This is a genomic window from Streptomyces sp. NPDC059247 (assembly GCF_042754005.1).
Classification (GTDB): Bacteria; Actinomycetota; Actinomycetes; order Streptomycetales; family Streptomycetaceae; genus Streptomyces.
Map to the genome: position 1 here is coordinate 65,508 of NZ_JBHYZW010000013.1, position 15,681 is coordinate 81,188.

At 73.8% G+C, this 15,681-nt stretch carries 13 protein-coding genes; 11 read left to right on the forward strand and 2 right to left on the reverse strand.

The window, feature by feature from the left end; genetic code table 11:
* Positions 1 to 106: 106 nt before the first annotated feature.
* Positions 107 to 1,846 carry a VanW family protein gene (locus ACFXGN_RS22635; protein ID WP_384862045.1) on the reverse strand — a complete coding sequence of 580 codons (1,740 nt, stop codon included), beginning with the start codon at positions 1,844 to 1,846 and terminating at the stop codon, positions 107 to 109.
* 515 nt (positions 1,847 to 2,361) lie between these two features.
* Between ACFXGN_RS22635 and ACFXGN_RS22640 the strand changes: the two genes are divergently transcribed.
* From ACFXGN_RS22640 to ACFXGN_RS22680, 9 genes are all read left to right on the forward strand, one after another.
* Positions 2,362 to 3,972: an alpha/beta hydrolase gene (locus tag ACFXGN_RS22640; protein ID WP_384862048.1), complete on the forward strand. Its 1,611-nt coding sequence runs from the start codon at positions 2,362 to 2,364 to the stop codon at positions 3,970 to 3,972.
* Between the two features lie 76 nt (positions 3,973 to 4,048).
* Complete coding sequence (locus ACFXGN_RS22645) at positions 4,049 to 4,810, forward strand: IclR family transcriptional regulator (RefSeq protein ID WP_384862050.1); 762 nt, start codon at positions 4,049 to 4,051, stop codon at positions 4,808 to 4,810.
* 45 nt (positions 4,811 to 4,855) lie between these two features.
* The gene (locus tag ACFXGN_RS22650) at positions 4,856 to 5,185 is read left to right on the forward strand and encodes a putative quinol monooxygenase (RefSeq protein ID WP_384862052.1); all 330 of its coding nucleotides are present in this window, start codon (positions 4,856 to 4,858) and stop codon (positions 5,183 to 5,185) included.
* A gap of 270 nt (positions 5,186 to 5,455) precedes the next feature.
* On the forward strand, positions 5,456 to 6,490 hold the full coding sequence (locus ACFXGN_RS22655) for a LacI family DNA-binding transcriptional regulator (RefSeq protein WP_384862055.1): 1,035 nt from the start codon (positions 5,456 to 5,458) through the stop codon (positions 6,488 to 6,490).
* A 171-nt stretch (positions 6,491 to 6,661) separates the two neighbouring features.
* Positions 6,662 to 6,955 (forward strand): hypothetical protein, encoded by a 294-nt coding sequence (locus ACFXGN_RS22660; RefSeq protein ID WP_384862057.1) that lies wholly within the window; start codon positions 6,662 to 6,664, stop codon positions 6,953 to 6,955.
* 513 nt (positions 6,956 to 7,468) lie between these two features.
* Positions 7,469 to 8,542 carry a phosphatase PAP2 family protein gene (locus ACFXGN_RS22665; protein ID WP_384862060.1) on the forward strand — a complete coding sequence of 358 codons (1,074 nt, stop codon included), beginning with the start codon at positions 7,469 to 7,471 and terminating at the stop codon, positions 8,540 to 8,542.
* Positions 8,543 to 8,585: 43 nt separating this feature from the next.
* Positions 8,586 to 10,811, forward strand: a complete 2,226-nt coding sequence (locus ACFXGN_RS22670; protein ID WP_384862063.1) for an NADP-dependent isocitrate dehydrogenase — start codon at positions 8,586 to 8,588, stop codon at positions 10,809 to 10,811.
* 94 nt (positions 10,812 to 10,905) lie between these two features.
* Positions 10,906 to 11,190 (forward strand): hypothetical protein, encoded by a 285-nt coding sequence (locus tag ACFXGN_RS22675; RefSeq protein ID WP_384862066.1) that lies wholly within the window; start codon positions 10,906 to 10,908, stop codon positions 11,188 to 11,190.
* 106 nt (positions 11,191 to 11,296) lie between these two features.
* Positions 11,297 to 11,824, forward strand: coding sequence for an RNA polymerase sigma factor (locus ACFXGN_RS22680; protein ID WP_384862069.1), 528 nt, complete (start codon positions 11,297 to 11,299; stop codon positions 11,822 to 11,824).
* Positions 11,825 to 12,186: 362 nt separating this feature from the next.
* Here ACFXGN_RS22680 and ACFXGN_RS22685 read toward each other — a convergent pair whose 3' ends face one another.
* A complete protein-coding gene (locus tag ACFXGN_RS22685) occupies positions 12,187 to 14,124 on the reverse strand; it encodes a BTAD domain-containing putative transcriptional regulator (protein WP_384862071.1) in 1,938 nt (645 codons plus the stop codon).
* Positions 14,125 to 14,235: 111 nt separating this feature from the next.
* Here ACFXGN_RS22685 and ACFXGN_RS22690 point away from each other — a divergent pair, with 111 nt between their 5' ends.
* Both ACFXGN_RS22690 and ACFXGN_RS22695 read left to right on the forward strand, forming a co-directional pair.
* A complete protein-coding gene (locus ACFXGN_RS22690; RefSeq protein ID WP_384862074.1) occupies positions 14,236 to 15,114 on the forward strand; it encodes an alpha/beta fold hydrolase in 879 nt (292 codons plus the stop codon).
* A gap of 115 nt (positions 15,115 to 15,229) precedes the next feature.
* A complete protein-coding gene (locus ACFXGN_RS22695; RefSeq protein WP_384862077.1) occupies positions 15,230 to 15,490 on the forward strand; it encodes an SDR family oxidoreductase in 261 nt (86 codons plus the stop codon).
* Positions 15,491 to 15,681 lie beyond the last annotated feature (191 nt).

Consider the following 15,681-nt stretch of genomic DNA (forward strand, 5'->3'; position numbering starts at 1 on the left):
CGCTCCCGCCGCCGCTTCCGTCGCCCGCTCTCGCCCTCGTCCCCGCCTTCCCCGCGCCCGCGGGGTCGGCTTCGCCGTCTCCGCTCAGCCCTCGGTCACTCGCGGGTCACTTGCAGATCACTTCGTCACGCGGGGTGTAGTGCGTCTTGAACGTCTCGCGCTTCACCTCGGCGCCGCCGTTCTTGAACACCCGGTCCACCGAGATGTCGAAGCCTTCGAGCGGCTGCTGCGGCATACACGCCTCGCCGGTGCCCTCGCGCTTCGCGGGCTCCGTGAGATTGGTGCGCGGACCGGCGACCGCCTCCACGGAGTCGTACTTCTTCGTCCCGAGGAAGCTCACCGTGACCGACGAGTCCGTCGCGCCCGCCTTGATGTAGATCGGCTTGTCCGTGTCGTTGCGGAACTTCAGGTCCAGCGAACCCCAGGCCACGGTCGCCTCGCGGCCGGCCGGATAGCGCTCGATGTAGAAGGAGTGGGCGCCGTACTCGACGGGCTTCACCCCGGCGAAGAACATGGCGTTGAAGACGGTGGTCGCCATCGCCGACACGCCGCCGCCCGGCGCGGACCGGTACTGGCCGTCCAGGATCATCGTGCCGTCGACGAAACCGTTGTCCGCGGTCCGCTCGCCGACCGTCTGGTTGAAGCTCCAGACCTCGCCCGGCCGCACCAACGAGCCGTTGATCAGCTCGGCCGCCCGGCCGATGTTCGTCGTCCGGTAGGGCGCGACCGGGAAGTCCACCGTGAAGGACGACATCTGCTCGGTGATGCCGAGCCGGGCCAGCGAGTCGCCGGTCAGCTCGGGCTGGGTGACCTCGGTGGCCACCGGCGCGGTCCGCGCCTCCGCGCCGGTCTTCGTGAGCAGCGGCCGTACGGCGTCACCGAGGGCCTTCGCGGTGACCTCGCGGCCCGGCTTGCCCTCCCGCTCCACCACGACCTGGCCGTTCTGGACCCCGAGGCGCGCCTCGACCGGCGCACCCGTCATCGAGGCCAGCGGACGGGACACGTCCGGGTCGCGCAGCAGCGCCTCCGCGTCCAGCGCGGCCGTCAGCCCGCCGTCCTGCGGCTTCACGGTGAGGTGGTCGCTGAGCGTCGAGGCGGAGATCCGCAGCCGCTCCTGGCCCGCCGTGAGCGTCACGGGACCGGAGACGGCGGGCTTCGCGTACGCGTCGAGGAAACGGTTCAGTTCCGCGGCGGGCAGCTTCGGCTCGGTCATCGTCACGGGCAGCACCACGGGCGCGGCGCCGGTGGCGGCCGGGTAGGCGGCGCGCAGGTTCTCCACGGCCCGCCCGGTGTCCAGCTTCTGGCCGGTGACGGGCTGTGTCGAGACGGCCTTGCCGTCACGGAAGGCGACGGAGCCCTCGCGGACCGCGCGGTCGTTCTTCTTCGCGAGGTCGGCCACGGTCGCCTTCGCCTTGGCGTCGTCGTACGCCAGGACGGGCCGTATCTCCCGCTCGCCCGAGGAGAAGAGCCGCCCGATGACGGTGAAGGGGTCGCGGGACGGGTCGGCCGCCAGCTCGGCGGTCCTCGCCGTGTCCACGGTGAGGCCCGCGGCGGCGGGCGGCACGGTCATCGCGCGGTCGCCGACCCGTACGGGGATCGGGGCGCTCCACGCGGCCGGAGCCTCGGCCGACAGCTTGGTCTCGGCCGCCGCGCGGCTCATGCCGCCTATGTCCACGCCGCCGACACGGGTGCCGGCGGATATGTCGTCGCCGACGGTGAGGAGCCCGGCCGTGTACAGCCCGCCCGCGACGACGGCGACCACACCCGTCGCGATCGCCGCCGTCCTCAGACGCGGACGGCGCCCCCGGTGAGTCGTCGGGGCATGATCGGTACTGGAGCGGGGCACACGCTCTCCCGTGGCGTCGAGGGTGGGAACCACTCGACGGTACGCCGAAAGAGTGTCTTGTGCACATAAAGACCGTTTGACCTGCGGGGATACGGAGAGCAGCGCGGGTAGTGCGGAGCGTGGCGGCCCGGGCGGGTGCCGGGTGCGGCCCCGGATCCGTCTGGGAGGGGGCGGGGCGTGTCCGGCGGATCCCGGACTCGCGCCACGGGCCGCCCGCACCGAGCCCGTGGGCCCTCCCGAGCTTCTCCCGGGCCTTCACGGCTCGCGCGTCCCGGCGCTCGGAGGGGGACCGCGTCGGCCCCCGTCCGCTGACCGTGCCCGCCCGGCTCCGGACGGCACCGGGCGCCACCGGGTCGTCGGCCGTCCCGGAGCTCCGTCGCCCCGCGGCCCCTGGCGAAACGTGGATCCCAACTCCCGTACGCCATAAGGTGGTCAGCTGATCGACGACCTCGCGGTCCGTCCCTCCGGACCACTGAAGAGCGCCATTCACCATCCCAGCGAACGAAGGCACTCCCTTGCTCCTGAGACGAAGAGCGACCTCCAAGACGGCGGCCCTGGGCGTCGCCGCGGTCCTCACCTTCACGCTTCTCGGCACCACGGCGGCGGCCACCCCCGCGGCCGGCCCCGGTTCGCCGGTGGCGGCTCCGCCCTCCCCCCTCTCGGCCTGGCGGAGCTGCGGCGGTGACACCCCCGCGACCGTCGAGTGCGCGACCCTGAAGGTGCCCCTCGACCACCGCGAGCCGCGCGGCAGGAAGATCGATCTGTCGCTGTCCCGGATCAAGGCCGCCGATCCGGCCGCGCGCCGGGGCGTCCTCCTGTTCAATCCGGGTGGACCCAGCACCTCCGGGCTCTTCTACCCCCTCGCGCTCAGCGGTCTCCTGCCGCAGTCCGTGAAGGACCGGTACGACCTGATCGGTTTCGACCCCCGAGGGGTCGGCGCCAGCACTCCCCTCGCCTGCGGGACGACCACCGCCGACGAACGGCGGACGTACCGGCCGTACAAGGACGCGACGTTCGCCGAGGACGTCGCCTGGGCGCGGGACATCGCGGAGCGGTGCCGGAGGCTCGGCGGGGAGACGCTCCCGCACATCAGCACCCGCGACACCGCCCGCGACATGGACGTCATCCGCGCGGCCCTCGGCGAGCGGAAGATCTCGTACTTCGGGCTGTCGTACGGGACCTACCTCGGTTCCGTGTACACCCAGCTGTTCCCGCGCCGGGCCGACCGGTTCGTCCTGGACAGCGCGGTCGACCCCGGACGGGTCTGGCGGGGCATGGCGCGGTCATGGGCGGAACAGGCCGAGACCACCTTCGACCGGTGGACGGAGTGGACCGCTCGCAACGCGGCGCGGTACGGACTCGGCGACACGCCCGCCGAGGTCGAGAGGCTGTTCTGGGACATCGTCGCGCGCGCCGACCGGGAGCCGCTCGACCTCGGCGGGACCAGGTTCGACGGCGCCGCGATCCGCGAGTACATACGCTGGGAGATCAGCCATCCGCCGGTCGCCGCCCGGACCCTGGGGCTGCTCCGGGACGCCGCCGAGGGCCGACCGGTCCCGGCCTTCCCGACCTTCGTGCCCACCGACAACGAGCTGGCGAGCTACCTCGCGATCATGTGCGGTGACGCGAGCTGGCCCACCGACCCGGCCGTCTACCGGGCCGACTCCCGGCGCGACAGCGTCCGCTACCCCCTGTACGGCGACTCCGTCTCGAACATCTTCCCGTGCGCCTACGGGGACCGCCCGGCCGAAGCGGCCACCAAGGTCGACAACAAGGTCCCCGCGCTCATCGTCCAGAACGAGTGGGACCCGCAGACCCCTCTGGCCGCCGCGCTCGGACTGCGCCGCGCGCTGAAGGCTTCCCGGCTGGTGACCGTGGACGAGGGGCAGGGCCACGGCGTGTACGCGCTCGGGATCAGCGCCTGCGCGGACGCTCTCGCCACGACGTATCTGACCACCGGCAGGCTTCCCTCCCGGGACGTCACCTGCGCGGCGAACCAGCCCCCGGCGGCCGACCCCCGTCCGGCCTCGCCGAACCTGAACCCGAACCCGAACCCGAACCCGAGCCCGAACTCGACCCCGGCCCAGGCGTCGGCCCGCCTCCCCTTCCCCTTCCCCGGCCGCTGATCCCCGGCCCACGACCGCCCCAGCCGGGTGGCCGGGCCACGGCGACGTGCCCCGGCCACCCGACTACGCTGGACCGGTGTCCGCGTCCTCCCCCAGCCCGGGGCCCCAGTCCGTCGACCGGGCCCTCGCCGTCCTCGACGCCGTCGCCGACGCCGACCGGCCCGTCGGGGCGAAGGCGCTGGCCCGGCGGCTCGGCTGCGCGCTCTCGACCGTCTACCACCTCACCGGCCCGCTGCTCGCGCGCGGCTACCTCGTCCGCACCGCCGAGGGGTACGCGCCCGGCCCCCGCGTCCCGGCCCTGCACCGCTCCCACCAGCGCCACCACGGACTCGGCGCCGGGACCGGTGAACTCCTCGGCCGACTGCGCCGGGCCACCGGAGCGGAGGCGTACCACACCGCGTACCGCGACGGCCTGATCACCGTCGTCGACACCACCGCCCCGGTCACCGACGCCGCCCACCCCTTCACCCCGGGCCCGGAGGTCCGCGCCCACGCCACCGCCCACGGCAAGGCACTGCTCGCCGCCCTCCCGCGCCCGTTGCGCCGCCGCTATCTGACGGAGCACGGGATGGCCCGGTTCACCGAGCGGACGATCACCAGCGCCGAGCGCTTCGAGGCCGAGACCGACCGGGTGCGCGGCCAGGGCTTCGCCGTGTCGGTGGGCGAGGCGGACCTCGCGTACACCTGTGTCGCCGTGGCGCTTCCCGAGCGCGGCGACGGCATCCTGCACGCGCTGTCCGTCTCCCTGCCGACCGCCGACTTCGGGCGGCGGCACGGGGAGATCAGAGCCGCCCTGGTCCGTGCCGTACCGGACTTTCCGGCGCTGCCGGAATCCTGACCGCGTCGCCTTGCGGCCCCCGGCGGGCCCCCGCACGCTGGACGCATGATCTTCATCGCCGTCCGTTTCACCGTCCGCCCCGACCACGCCGACCGCTGGCTCGACCTGGTCGCGGACTTCACCCGCGACACCCGGGCCGAGCCCGGCAACCTCTTCTTCGACTGGTCCCGCAGCGTCGACGACCCGAACGTCTTCGTCCTCCTGGAGGCCTTCGCCGACGCCGACGCGGGCGCCGTCCACGTCGCCTCCGACCACTTCAAGGCCGGTCTCGCGGCCATGGCCGGAGCCGTCGCCACCACACCGGAGATCATCAACGTCGAGGTCCCCCAGCAGGGCTGGGGCGCCATGGCCGAACTCGCCCCGGCCGAGGACTGACCGGCCCCGTACGAGGATCGATCGGACCCGGCCGAGGACCGACCTGACCGGTCGAAGGGTTGTGCGGAGGACCGGCCGAGGGCTGCCGGGGAGCGGACCGGGGGCCGGTCGAGCGGTGGACGCGGGGCCTGCCCGGGGGGCCGTGGACGGGTCCCCGGGGACCCGCGCCGCTCCCGCCCGGACCGTCCCGCCGCGCCCCGGGCGCCCGGGGCCCCGCCTGGTAGGTTCGCACGCAGGCGGGGCGCGGCGGCCCGAGGGGAGGAGCGGCACATGGCGGCGAACGGGCGGCAGACCGGCAGGCCCACCTTGGAGGAGGTCGCGGCCAGGGCCGGGGTCGGCCGGGGCACGGTCTCCCGGGTGATCAACGGCTCCCCCCGGGTGAGCGAACAGGCCAAGGCGGCCGTCGAGCGGGCCGTCGCCGAACTCGGTTACGTCCCCAACCGGGCCGCCCGCGCACTGGCCGGAAGCCGTACGGACGCCGTCGCCCTGGTCATCCCCGAGACCGAGGCCCGGCTCTTCGCGGAGCCCTACTTCCTCGACATCATCCGAGGCGTCAGCAGCGAACTCGCCGACGCCGACAAGCAGTTGCTGCTCACCCTGATCCGCAGCGAGCAGGAGCGGCAGCGGTTCGAGCAGTACCTCGCCTCACAGCGCGTCGACGGCGTCCTCCTCGTCTCCGTGCACGGACGGGACCCGCTGCCCGACCAGGTCAGGGCCCTCGGGCTGCCCGCCGTCATGAACGGACGCCGCACCGAGGACGAGCGCGTCGCCTTCGTCGACTCCGACAACACCGGCGCCGGGCGCGCCGCCGTCGCCCACCTCGCGGGCCGTGGCCGACGCGGGATCGCCACCGTCACCGGCCCCCTCGACATGTACGTGGCCCGCTGCCGTCTGGACGGCTACCGGGAGGGCCTGGCCGAGGCCGGTCTCGCGCCCGACGAGGGGCTGGTCGCGGTGGGCGACTTCACCGAGGAGGGCGGGCGGCGGGCGATGCGGGAGCTGCTGGACCGCAGGCCGGGGCTGGACGCGGTGTTCGCCGCGTCCGACGTGATGGCGGCCGGGGCGCGCGGGGTGCTGCGGGAGGCGGGGCGCCGGGTGCCGGAGGACGTGGCCCTGGTCGGTGTCGACGACTCGCAGGTCGCCCGGCTGATGGACCCGCCGCTGACCAGCGTCCGGCAGCCCATCGAGGAGATGGGCCGCACGATGGCCCGGATGCTCCTGGAGGAGATCGCCGACCCCAGCGGACCGGACGGCCAGCCGCGCCGGATGCTCCCGACGGAACTCGTGGTCCGCGCGTCCTCCTGAGCGCCCCGATCCGGCCACGGGGCCCCTGCCCGGAGACGCCGTTCCCTCCTGCCCGTGTCCCGTTCCTTCCCGAGCGTCCCGCACTTCTCCCGGGATCTCGTTCCGGACACTTTTCCATGGCATGATCGCGCCGAACTTCCGGCGGTGAGCCGGACGACACGGAGGTGGACCATGTCCTGGTACCTCGCGGTGCCGAGCGCCCTGCTCGCGGTGCTGCTCGCCGCTGCCGGGACGGCCGCGCTCCGCTCCGGCTGGGTGCCGCCGTGGCAGCGCCGACACGTCCACCGCACCGCGCTCTTCGGCCGGGCCCTGCTGGTCCTCGCGGTCGCCTTCGCGATCCAGGCGTGCGGCCCGCTCCTCGACGACCCGGGGACCGACTCCGCGATCGGAGTCGTGAAGCTCCTCGTGATGCTCGGCGGATTCGTCCTGATCGTCGTCTCACAGCGCCCCCACACGGACCGCTGAGCCGAGGGGGGACCGGCGGGGCCTGCGGCACCGCCGAGTGAGCGGGCCGGGGCCGCCGGGACGCGGGGGACTGCCGAGTCCTCTGGGATCACCGGGACCCGTGAACCGCCGAATCCTCTGGCATCACCAGAACCCGTGAACCGCCGGGGCCCGACGGGATCACAGGGACCCGGACGGCTGCGGAGCCCACCAGGGCCGCCAGGGCCTGTGTGAGGGCTGAGCCCCTCGTGCCCCTCGCCGACCGCGCCCGCCCGGTCCGGCCCGGCCCGATCCAGCCACTGAACGAGGCCCGGCCCACCCCCCCCGGTCGACATCGGCGGTCGGCGTAGGCGTCCGATCCCGGCCCCGGCCCCGGCCCCGGTCCCGAGCGCCGGTCACGACACGGCAGACGCCCCCCGAGGAAGCGCGCGGACTCCCTGGTGCGCACCCGCCCCTCCGACCGCGCCCCGTCCCGGTGTGCCGTTCGGGTGAGTCCAGCGGGCAGGCCCGCCGCTCGTGGGTTCGAATCAGGGCATGGCTTCCTACGACAGGCCCCGCGCGGGCGGCTTCCCCGTGCCGCTGGAGTCCGGAAACACCTGGTGGTACGCGGCGGTGGCGGGCGAGGCCGCCGGATCGTTCAGCGCCCGGGTCCGCACCCGCGCCCGGCGCGCCTGCCTCGGGGCCGTCCTCCTCCTCACCGTCGTCTACGCGGGCCTGGTGCTCACCGCGACCGGCCGTCGCTGGGGCGACGCCGCCCTGACCGGCCGCCGCGCCGACGGCGCCGCCGTCACCCTGCTCCGCGACCACCCCTCGGCGGCCGGGCTCACCACCCTCTCCCTCGTCACCGGCGGTGTGCTCCTGGTCGCCGTGGGCCTGATAGGCAAGCGGTACGCCCTCACCGGGCTCGCCGCCGGAGGGGTGGTCACCGCCCTCGCCGTCACCGGGCTCCTCCAGTGGTACGCGCCCCGCCCCCGGCTCCTCGACACCGGCGGCGCCCTCGTCACCAGCGGCTTCCCCAGCGCCCAGACCACCCTCGCCCTCGGCCTGGCCTTCGGCCTGGTCCTGGTGACCCCGTACCGGCTGCGCGCCCTCGCGGTCGGCGGCGGAACCCTCTGGGCCGTCGCCGTCGGCGCGTACACCCTCGCGGACGGACGGCACCGCCCCGGCGACGTCATCGCCGCCGCCCTCGTCGTCCTCGCCGTCTTCAGCGGCCTCCTCGCGGTCCGCGCCCGCAAGGGCAAGGTGCGGCCCGGCCCCCGCCGGGGCGCCGTCCTGCCGGGGCTCCCGGTGACCGTGCCGCTCGTCCTGCTCGCCGTCGCCGGACTCGGCACCGGCCTCTGGCTCCTCGGCGGCACCCTCGCCCTGCCCGCCACCGCCCCCTACGACCCGGCCGGACTACGGCTCGCCCACCGCTGCGGCCAGGCCCTCGCCGCCGGGGTGACCGCCGCGGTCGGGCTGCTCCCGCTCCTCCTGCTCCGCCGCGTCGACATCGACGGCGCCCCCACCCCGTACCGCCTCGGCGGACCCTTCGTGGAAGCCGCCGGAGCCCCGGGTGACGGAGAGCTGGTGGGCCCCTTTACCGATGACCACGGTCACGAGATATCTTGATGTCGAGCAATCTCGCATACGCAGACGTGGAGCGGAGCACCCGGTGACTGACTCGACCATCATCTACACCCACACTGACGAGGCGCCTGCCCTGGCGACGTACTCGTTCCTGCCTGTGGTCCAGGCGTACGCCTCGCAGGCCGGCGTCACGGTCGAGACGCGGGACATCTCCCTCGCGGGCCGTATCATCGCCGTCTTCCCCGAGTACCTGGAGGAGGGCCAGCGCATCGCCGACGCCCTCTCCGAGCTCGGTGACCTCGCCAAGACGCCCGGCGCCAACATCATCAAGCTGCCGAACGTCTCGGCGTCCATCCCGCAGCTCAAGGCCGCCGTCGCCGAGCTCCAGGCGCAGGGCTACGCCCTCCCGGACTACCCGGACGACCCGAAGACGGACCAGGACAAGGACGTCCGCGCCCGTTACGACAAGATCAAGGGCTCGGCCGTCAACCCGGTCCTGCGCGAGGGCAACTCCGACCGGCGCGCGCCCGGCTCGGTGAAGAACTACGCCAAGAACCACCCGCACCGCATGGGCGCCTGGACCGCCGAGTCCCGGACCAACGTCGCCACCATGGACGACAACGACTTCGCCGCCACGGAGAAGTCCGTCGTCATCGCCCAGGACGACACCCTCCGCTTCGAGTTCACCGCCGCCGACGGCACCGTCAGCGAGCTCCGCGAGCCGCTGAAGGTCATCGCCGGTGAGGTCGTCGACGCCGCCGTCATGCGCGCCGCCGCCCTCCGCACCTTCCTCGGCGAGCAGGTCGCCCGCGCCAAGGCCGAGGACGTGCTCTTCTCCGTGCACCTCAAGGCCACCATGATGAAGGTCTCCGACCCGATCGTCTTCGGCCACGTCGTCCGCGCCTTCTTCCCGGCGACCTTCGCCAAGTACGGCGAGGTGCTCGCCGGTGCCGGTCTGTCCCCGAACGACGGCCTCGGCACCGTCCTCAAGGGCCTGGAGTCCCTCCCGCACGGCCTCGGCGAGGAGATCAAGGCGTCCTTCGACGCCGAGCTCGCCGACGGTCCGGCGCTCGCCATGGTCGACTCCGACAAGGGCATCACCAACCTGCACGTGCCGTCCGACGTCATCGTCGACGCCTCGATGCCCGCCATGATCCGCACCTCCGGCCACATGTGGGGCCCGGACGGCAAGGAGGCCGACACCCTCGCCGTCCTCCCGGACCACAGCTACTCCGGCGTGTACCAGGCCGTCATCGAGGACTGCCGCGCGCACGGCGCCTTCGACCCGTCGACCATGGGCTCCGTCCCGAACGTCGGCCTCATGGCGCAGAAGGCCGAGGAGTACGGCTCCCACGACAAGACCTTCGAGATCGCCCAGGCCGGAACGGTCCGCCTGGTCGACTCCCAGGGCGCCGTCGTCCTGGAGCAGGAGGTCTCCGAGGGCGACATCTTCCGCGCCTGCCAGACCAAGGACCTGCCCATCCAGGACTGGGTCAAGCTCGCCGTCACCCGCGCCCGCGCCACCGGCGACCCGGCCGTCTTCTGGCTGGACGCCGCCCGCGCCCACGACGCCCAGCTGATCGCCAAGGTCGAGAAGTACCTGGCGGAGCACGACACCGAGGGCCTGGACATCCGGATCCTGTCCCCGGTCGAGGCCACCGCGTTCTCCCTGGAGCGCATCCGCCGCGGCGAGAACACCATCTCCGTCACCGGCAACGTCCTCCGCGACTACCTGACCGACCTCTTCCCCATCCTGGAGCTGGGCACCAGCGCCAAGATGCTGTCGGTCGTCCCGCTGATGGCGGGTGGCGGACTCTTCGAGACCGGCGCCGGAGGCTCCGCCCCGAAGCACGTCCAGCAGCTCGTCAAGGAGAACTACCTCCGCTGGGACAGCCTCGGCGAGTTCTTCGCCCTGGCCGCCAGCTTCGAGCACCTGGCCACGTCCACGGGCAACACCCGCGCCCAGGTCCTCGCCGACACTCTCGACCGCGCCACCGGCACCTTCCTCAACGAGGACAAGTCGCCGACCCGTCGCCTCGGCGGCATCGACAACCGCGGCAGCCACTTCTACCTGGCCCTCTACTGGGCCCAGGAGCTGGCGGCGCAGACCGAGGACATCGAGCTGGCGAAGGCCTTCGGGCCGCTGGCCGAGACCCTCGCCGCCGACGAGGGGAAGATCGTCGACGAGCTGGTCGCCGTCCAGGGCTCCCCGGCCGAGATCGGCGGCTACTACCAGCCCGACCCGGCCAAGGCCGCGGCCGTGATGCGCCCGTCCGCCACCTTCAACGCGGCCGTCGCCTCCCTCGGCTGACCGACGCGCGCCCCGTACCGCCCCGGCCGGAACTCCTCCGGCCGGGGCGGTCCCGTCGGTGGCGCATCCGCCGTCCGGGTGTGAACCTGGATGGATGAGCTGGGCATCTTGGACGACCGCCGGTGTCTACACCGGGCGAGGTGGGGTGCTGACCGACGAGGCGGGAGTGGTCACGGGCGATCTGACCGTGCACACGACCTGGGCCGAGCGGGAAGCACGCGTGGCCGTGCAGTACAGCGGCGCATCCGACTGGTTCACCATGTCGGGCAGTCCCGTCCCCTGCGATTCGGAGAGGGAGAGCAGAGACCTGCACGACGCCGTCGTGGCCGCCGTCCGGGAGGGCGCCGGAGCGACCGTTCCCCGTCTGCCCGCCCCCTGACCTGGACGGCCGCCGACGCGCGGGGTGGCCGGATCGGTGTTATGCCTCCCGCTCCCACGGATCTCCCACCGGCGGGGACCCGGACCAGGGGCGGGGGAGCAGATCCATGCACGGCGACGAGCGCCGCACCACCGCACTGGTGGAGGCGGCGAGGGCCGGTGACGCGCACGCCGAGGACACACTGGTACGCGCGTACCCGCCCCTCGTCCACGACATCGTCGGACGCGCCCTCGACGGGCACGCCGACACCGACGACACCGTCCAGGAGGCGATGGTCCGCGCCCTCGACGGACTGCCCGCCCTCCGCGACCCGGCCCGCTCCAGGTCCTGGCTCGTCGCCATCGCCATGAACGGGATACGGCGCCGTCGGCGCGAGCGACGGCACGCCCCCGTGCCCGGTCTCGACCGGGCCGCCGACCTCGTCGACCCGGCGGGCGCCTTCACCGGACCGGCCATCCTCCGGCTCGGTCCGTCGGGGCGGCGCCGTGACGTGGCCCGCGCCACCCGGTGGCCCGACGAGGACGACCGGGAACTCCTCGCCCTGTGGTGGCTGGAGACCACCGGCGAACCGACCCGGGCCGACCTCGCCGAGGGCCCCGGCGTCTCCCCGCGGCACGCGGCTCGCGGACGGTGAGGATCACCGTCCGGCCGGGCGCCGCCTCCTTGGAGTCGTGGGCCAGTCCGAGCGACTCCGCCAGCTCGGTCCTGCCTTGACGCGGGTACTGGTCTTCTCGGGGAAAACGCGCTTCCGGTCGGCACCTGGGGCAGTCGTGGCGTTCTACCGCGTGTGCCGCTTGACCGGACGTCAGCTCCCATCGGGAAGTCATCGCCGAGCGTCACACCTGTTGCCGAGAGTCGCGGACGGACCGCTCGGCACCCCCCCCCACGATGCGGTCGCCAACAGGGACCACCGAGGCCGTCGCCCAGATCGCCACGACGGCCCTCACCTACGGGCAGTGGATCACCACGGGCTCGGGGTTCGCGTATCGCGGTCTCTTACCCCGCTCCGGCGCACGCCTCCGCCTCAGCCAGGTAGCGCGCCACGGGGCCCAGGGTCAGCATTCCGCTGGCGGCGCCCGCGTGTTCGGCACGGGCATCGCGCAGGGCGGCCCCGGCGCGGGCGGCGATTCCGCGCTCGCCGAGGCGTGCGGCGGCGCGGGCGGTCAGGCACCACAGCGCTTCCTGCATGTGGTCACGCGGCGGTTCGGGCACCGCGCCGAGGGCGGCACGGGCCTCCTCGACCCGGTCCTGGGCGAGCAGTACGAGGGGGCGCGCCCAGAGTCGGTACGGGCCCCAGTCGAGGTGCGGGTCGGTGGGCGCGGGCCGGTCGTGCAGCAGGCGCATTCCCAGGAGGGCGAGCGGGAACAGACCCCGGTGCAGCCCCGGCATTCCGGCCGTCCGGAGGGCGTCCTCGGCAGCGCGGTAGCGCGCCGCGGCTGTGGCGGCGGTCGGTCCGCCGGGTTCGGTGCTGCGGGCGGCCGTGGCCCGTGCTCTGAACCAGCTGGTGAGGACGGCGACGAGCGGCGCTTCGGTGGTGGCGGCGAGCTGTTCGGCTGCCTCGGCGTGCGAGGTCGCGGCGTCGAGGTCGCCGAGGGCCGAGGCGGATTGCAGGCGGACGAGCCGGCCGAGTACGGCGAAGTTCGGCAGCTCGTGACGGGTGGCCAGGTCGAGGATCTCGGCGCCGGTCCGGTCCCTTGCCGCCGCGAGCCCGGGGCGGGTGAAGGACTGCAAGAACACCCCGTTGAGGGCGAAGGCCAGCAGGGCGGGATCGGCCAGGTCCCGTGCCAGTGCCTCGGCCCGCAGTGCCGCCTGCTGCGCGCGCTTCAGCTCGGTCCCGGACAGATCGGCGCTGCGGCTCTCGACGGCGATCGTGGCCAGGAGGCGGGCGGTCAGGTCGGCGGAGCCGTCGGGGCCGAGCTCGGTGAGCGTCCGCTCGGCGGCCGCGACGACGGCGCGGGACTGCTCGGGGTCGTCGGCACGGCTCCAGAGGGCGGGCACGTCGTAGGCGCCGATGATCCGGGCGGTCAGGGAGAGGTCTCCCGTGCGTTCCGCCGCCCGGACGGCGGCGAGGCGGTCGCGCCGCGAGTGGACGAGGGCGTCGCCGCCCGCCAGTGCGAGGGTGCGGGCCAGATCCACGGTGGTGCGTGGGCCGAGACGGACACCGGGGCCGGTCCACGCGGTCCGTGCTCCTTCGGGGCGCACGGACCCGTTGAGGATGTCCGTCTCCAGGCGCTGGAGGTCGGCACCGGGGTCGAGCCCGAGTTGGTCGACGAGCACCGTGCGGGCGCGGCGGAGGGAGGCGAGCGCGTCGGCCCGGCGGCCCGCGCGGTACAGCGCGCGGGCGAGCAGTCCCCAGGCAGGCTCGCGCCACGGATGTTCGGCGACATGGGCACCCAGTTCGGCGACGAGACCGGCCCCTTCCCCCGAGTCGAGGAGGATCCGGGCGCGCAGTTCCACCCCCTCCAGCCTCAGCTCCTCCAGTCGGGTCCGCTCGCGCTGTGCCCATGGGGAGCCGGTCACATCGGCGTAGGCGGGTCCACGCCAGTCCGCGAGTACCGTGCCGAGGTCGCCCGCCGCGTCGGGGTCGCGGCGGGCTCGGGCCAGGGTGTCCTGGAACCGGTGGACGTCCACGTCCTCGCGCGGCAGGCACAGCGCGTAGCCGGGACCTTCGGTGACGATGACGCGCGGCGGACGGCGGGGCGGCCGGTCGGGTTCGAGGGCGCGGCGCAGCGCGGCGACGAACGTACGCAAAGCGCCCACGGCGCGGGTGGGCGGATCGGTCCACAGGTCGTCGACGAGGGTGTCGGTGGTGACCATCCGTCCCTCGGCGGCGACGAGCCGGGCGAGTACCTCACGATGGCGGGGTCCGCCCAGGTCGACCGGACCGCCGTCGTTGCGGAAGGCCCGCACGGCACCGAGCACGTCGATTCGCATGGCCCCATCCTCCGTGCCGGGGTCCGGCCGCGCCCAACCGTACTGATCGGTTGCTGATCGCCGTCGCCCAAGCTGATCCGGTCCGGTCCCCGACCCGAAGAGACGGCCTTCATGACGCTCACCATTCCCGGCTTCGAACACCTCCGCCTGCCCGGTGCGGACGGTGTGGAGCTCGCTGCGGCTGTCGGCGGCAGCGGCAGCCCGGTCGTGCTGTTGCACGGTTTTCCCCAGACCCACCTGATGTGGCGGCACGTGGCCGAGCGGCTCTCCGACGAGCACACGGTGATCTGTCCTGACCTGCGGGGCTACGGCGCCAGCGACAAGCCGGCGGCCACCGGCCCCGATGTGTACGCCAAGCGCACCATGGCCGCCGACGCCGTGACCCTGGCGGCGGCCCTCGGCCACGAGCGCTTCGCCCTCGTCGGCCACGACCGAGGCGCTCTGGTCGCCTTCCGGGCGGGGCTGGACCACCCCGAGACCGTCACGCACCTGGGCATCCTCGACATCGTGCCGACGCTCGACATGTGGAACGTCCTGCGCGGTGTCCCGGCGGCGGTCGGCTACCACCTCTTCCTCATGGCGCAGCCGCCAGGTCTGCCGGAGGCGATGATTGCAGGCAGCGCGGACGCGTTCTTCGGCTCGTTCCTCGACGCCTGGGGCAACGACCTGACCGCCCTGCCGGAGGACGTGCGTGCCGAGTACCTGCGGGCGAGCGCCGCGGCGGTGACATCGATCGTCGCGGACTACCGGGCCTCGGCGGGCGTCGACGTCACCCACGACCAAGCGGACCTGGACGCCGGGTCGCGGCTGGCCATGCCCGTGACGGTCGTCCAGCAGGACTGGGGCGCGCGGCTGGGCTATGACGCTGCCGCGGTGTGGAAGGCGTGGGCGCCGGACCTGGACCACCGGCTGACCCGAGCGGGGCACTTCATGGCCGAGGAGGCACCCGACGAGATCGCCGAGGCGATCCAGGACCTGCTGGCCCGCTGAGCCTCCTGTTCCCGACTCGTCGGCTGGGCCACGTCGGGTCGGCGAGTCCTGGGTTCTCGGTGTCGCCCGGCCGCGCGCAGGTGAGCAGTTCGCCGAACTCCGGTCGCTGGAGCTGGTGGAGGCTGCTGGAGGTGCCCGGGCCTTCCTCGAAGACGTCCGGGTCAACTCCGTCGCCCTGGGGCCGACCGCCACCGATTTCAACGGTGGAGCGATGCGGGACGAAGCAGAGATGCGCCAGGTTCTGGCCGGACAGACCGCGCTCGGCCGCGTCGGCGAACCTGAGGAGATCGGCGACGCCATCGCCACGCCGGCCTCCGAGGGCCTGCGCTGGGTCACGGCCCAGCGCATCGAGGTCTCCGGTGGCGCCCTCCTCTGAGCGGCCGGGCGACGCCCTGGAGAGAGCCACCAGGTCCTCCGGCTGCTTCTGCTTGCCGCGCGGGGAAACCCGAATCCACGGCTCACCGTGCTTCTTCACGATGGCCACCCCGCCCGCCGTGTCCTCCGCCGGGCGCTCTCGAAACGGTCCAGCGAGATGGGGAGCCGCTCTTGCGGGGCGGTGATGAACTC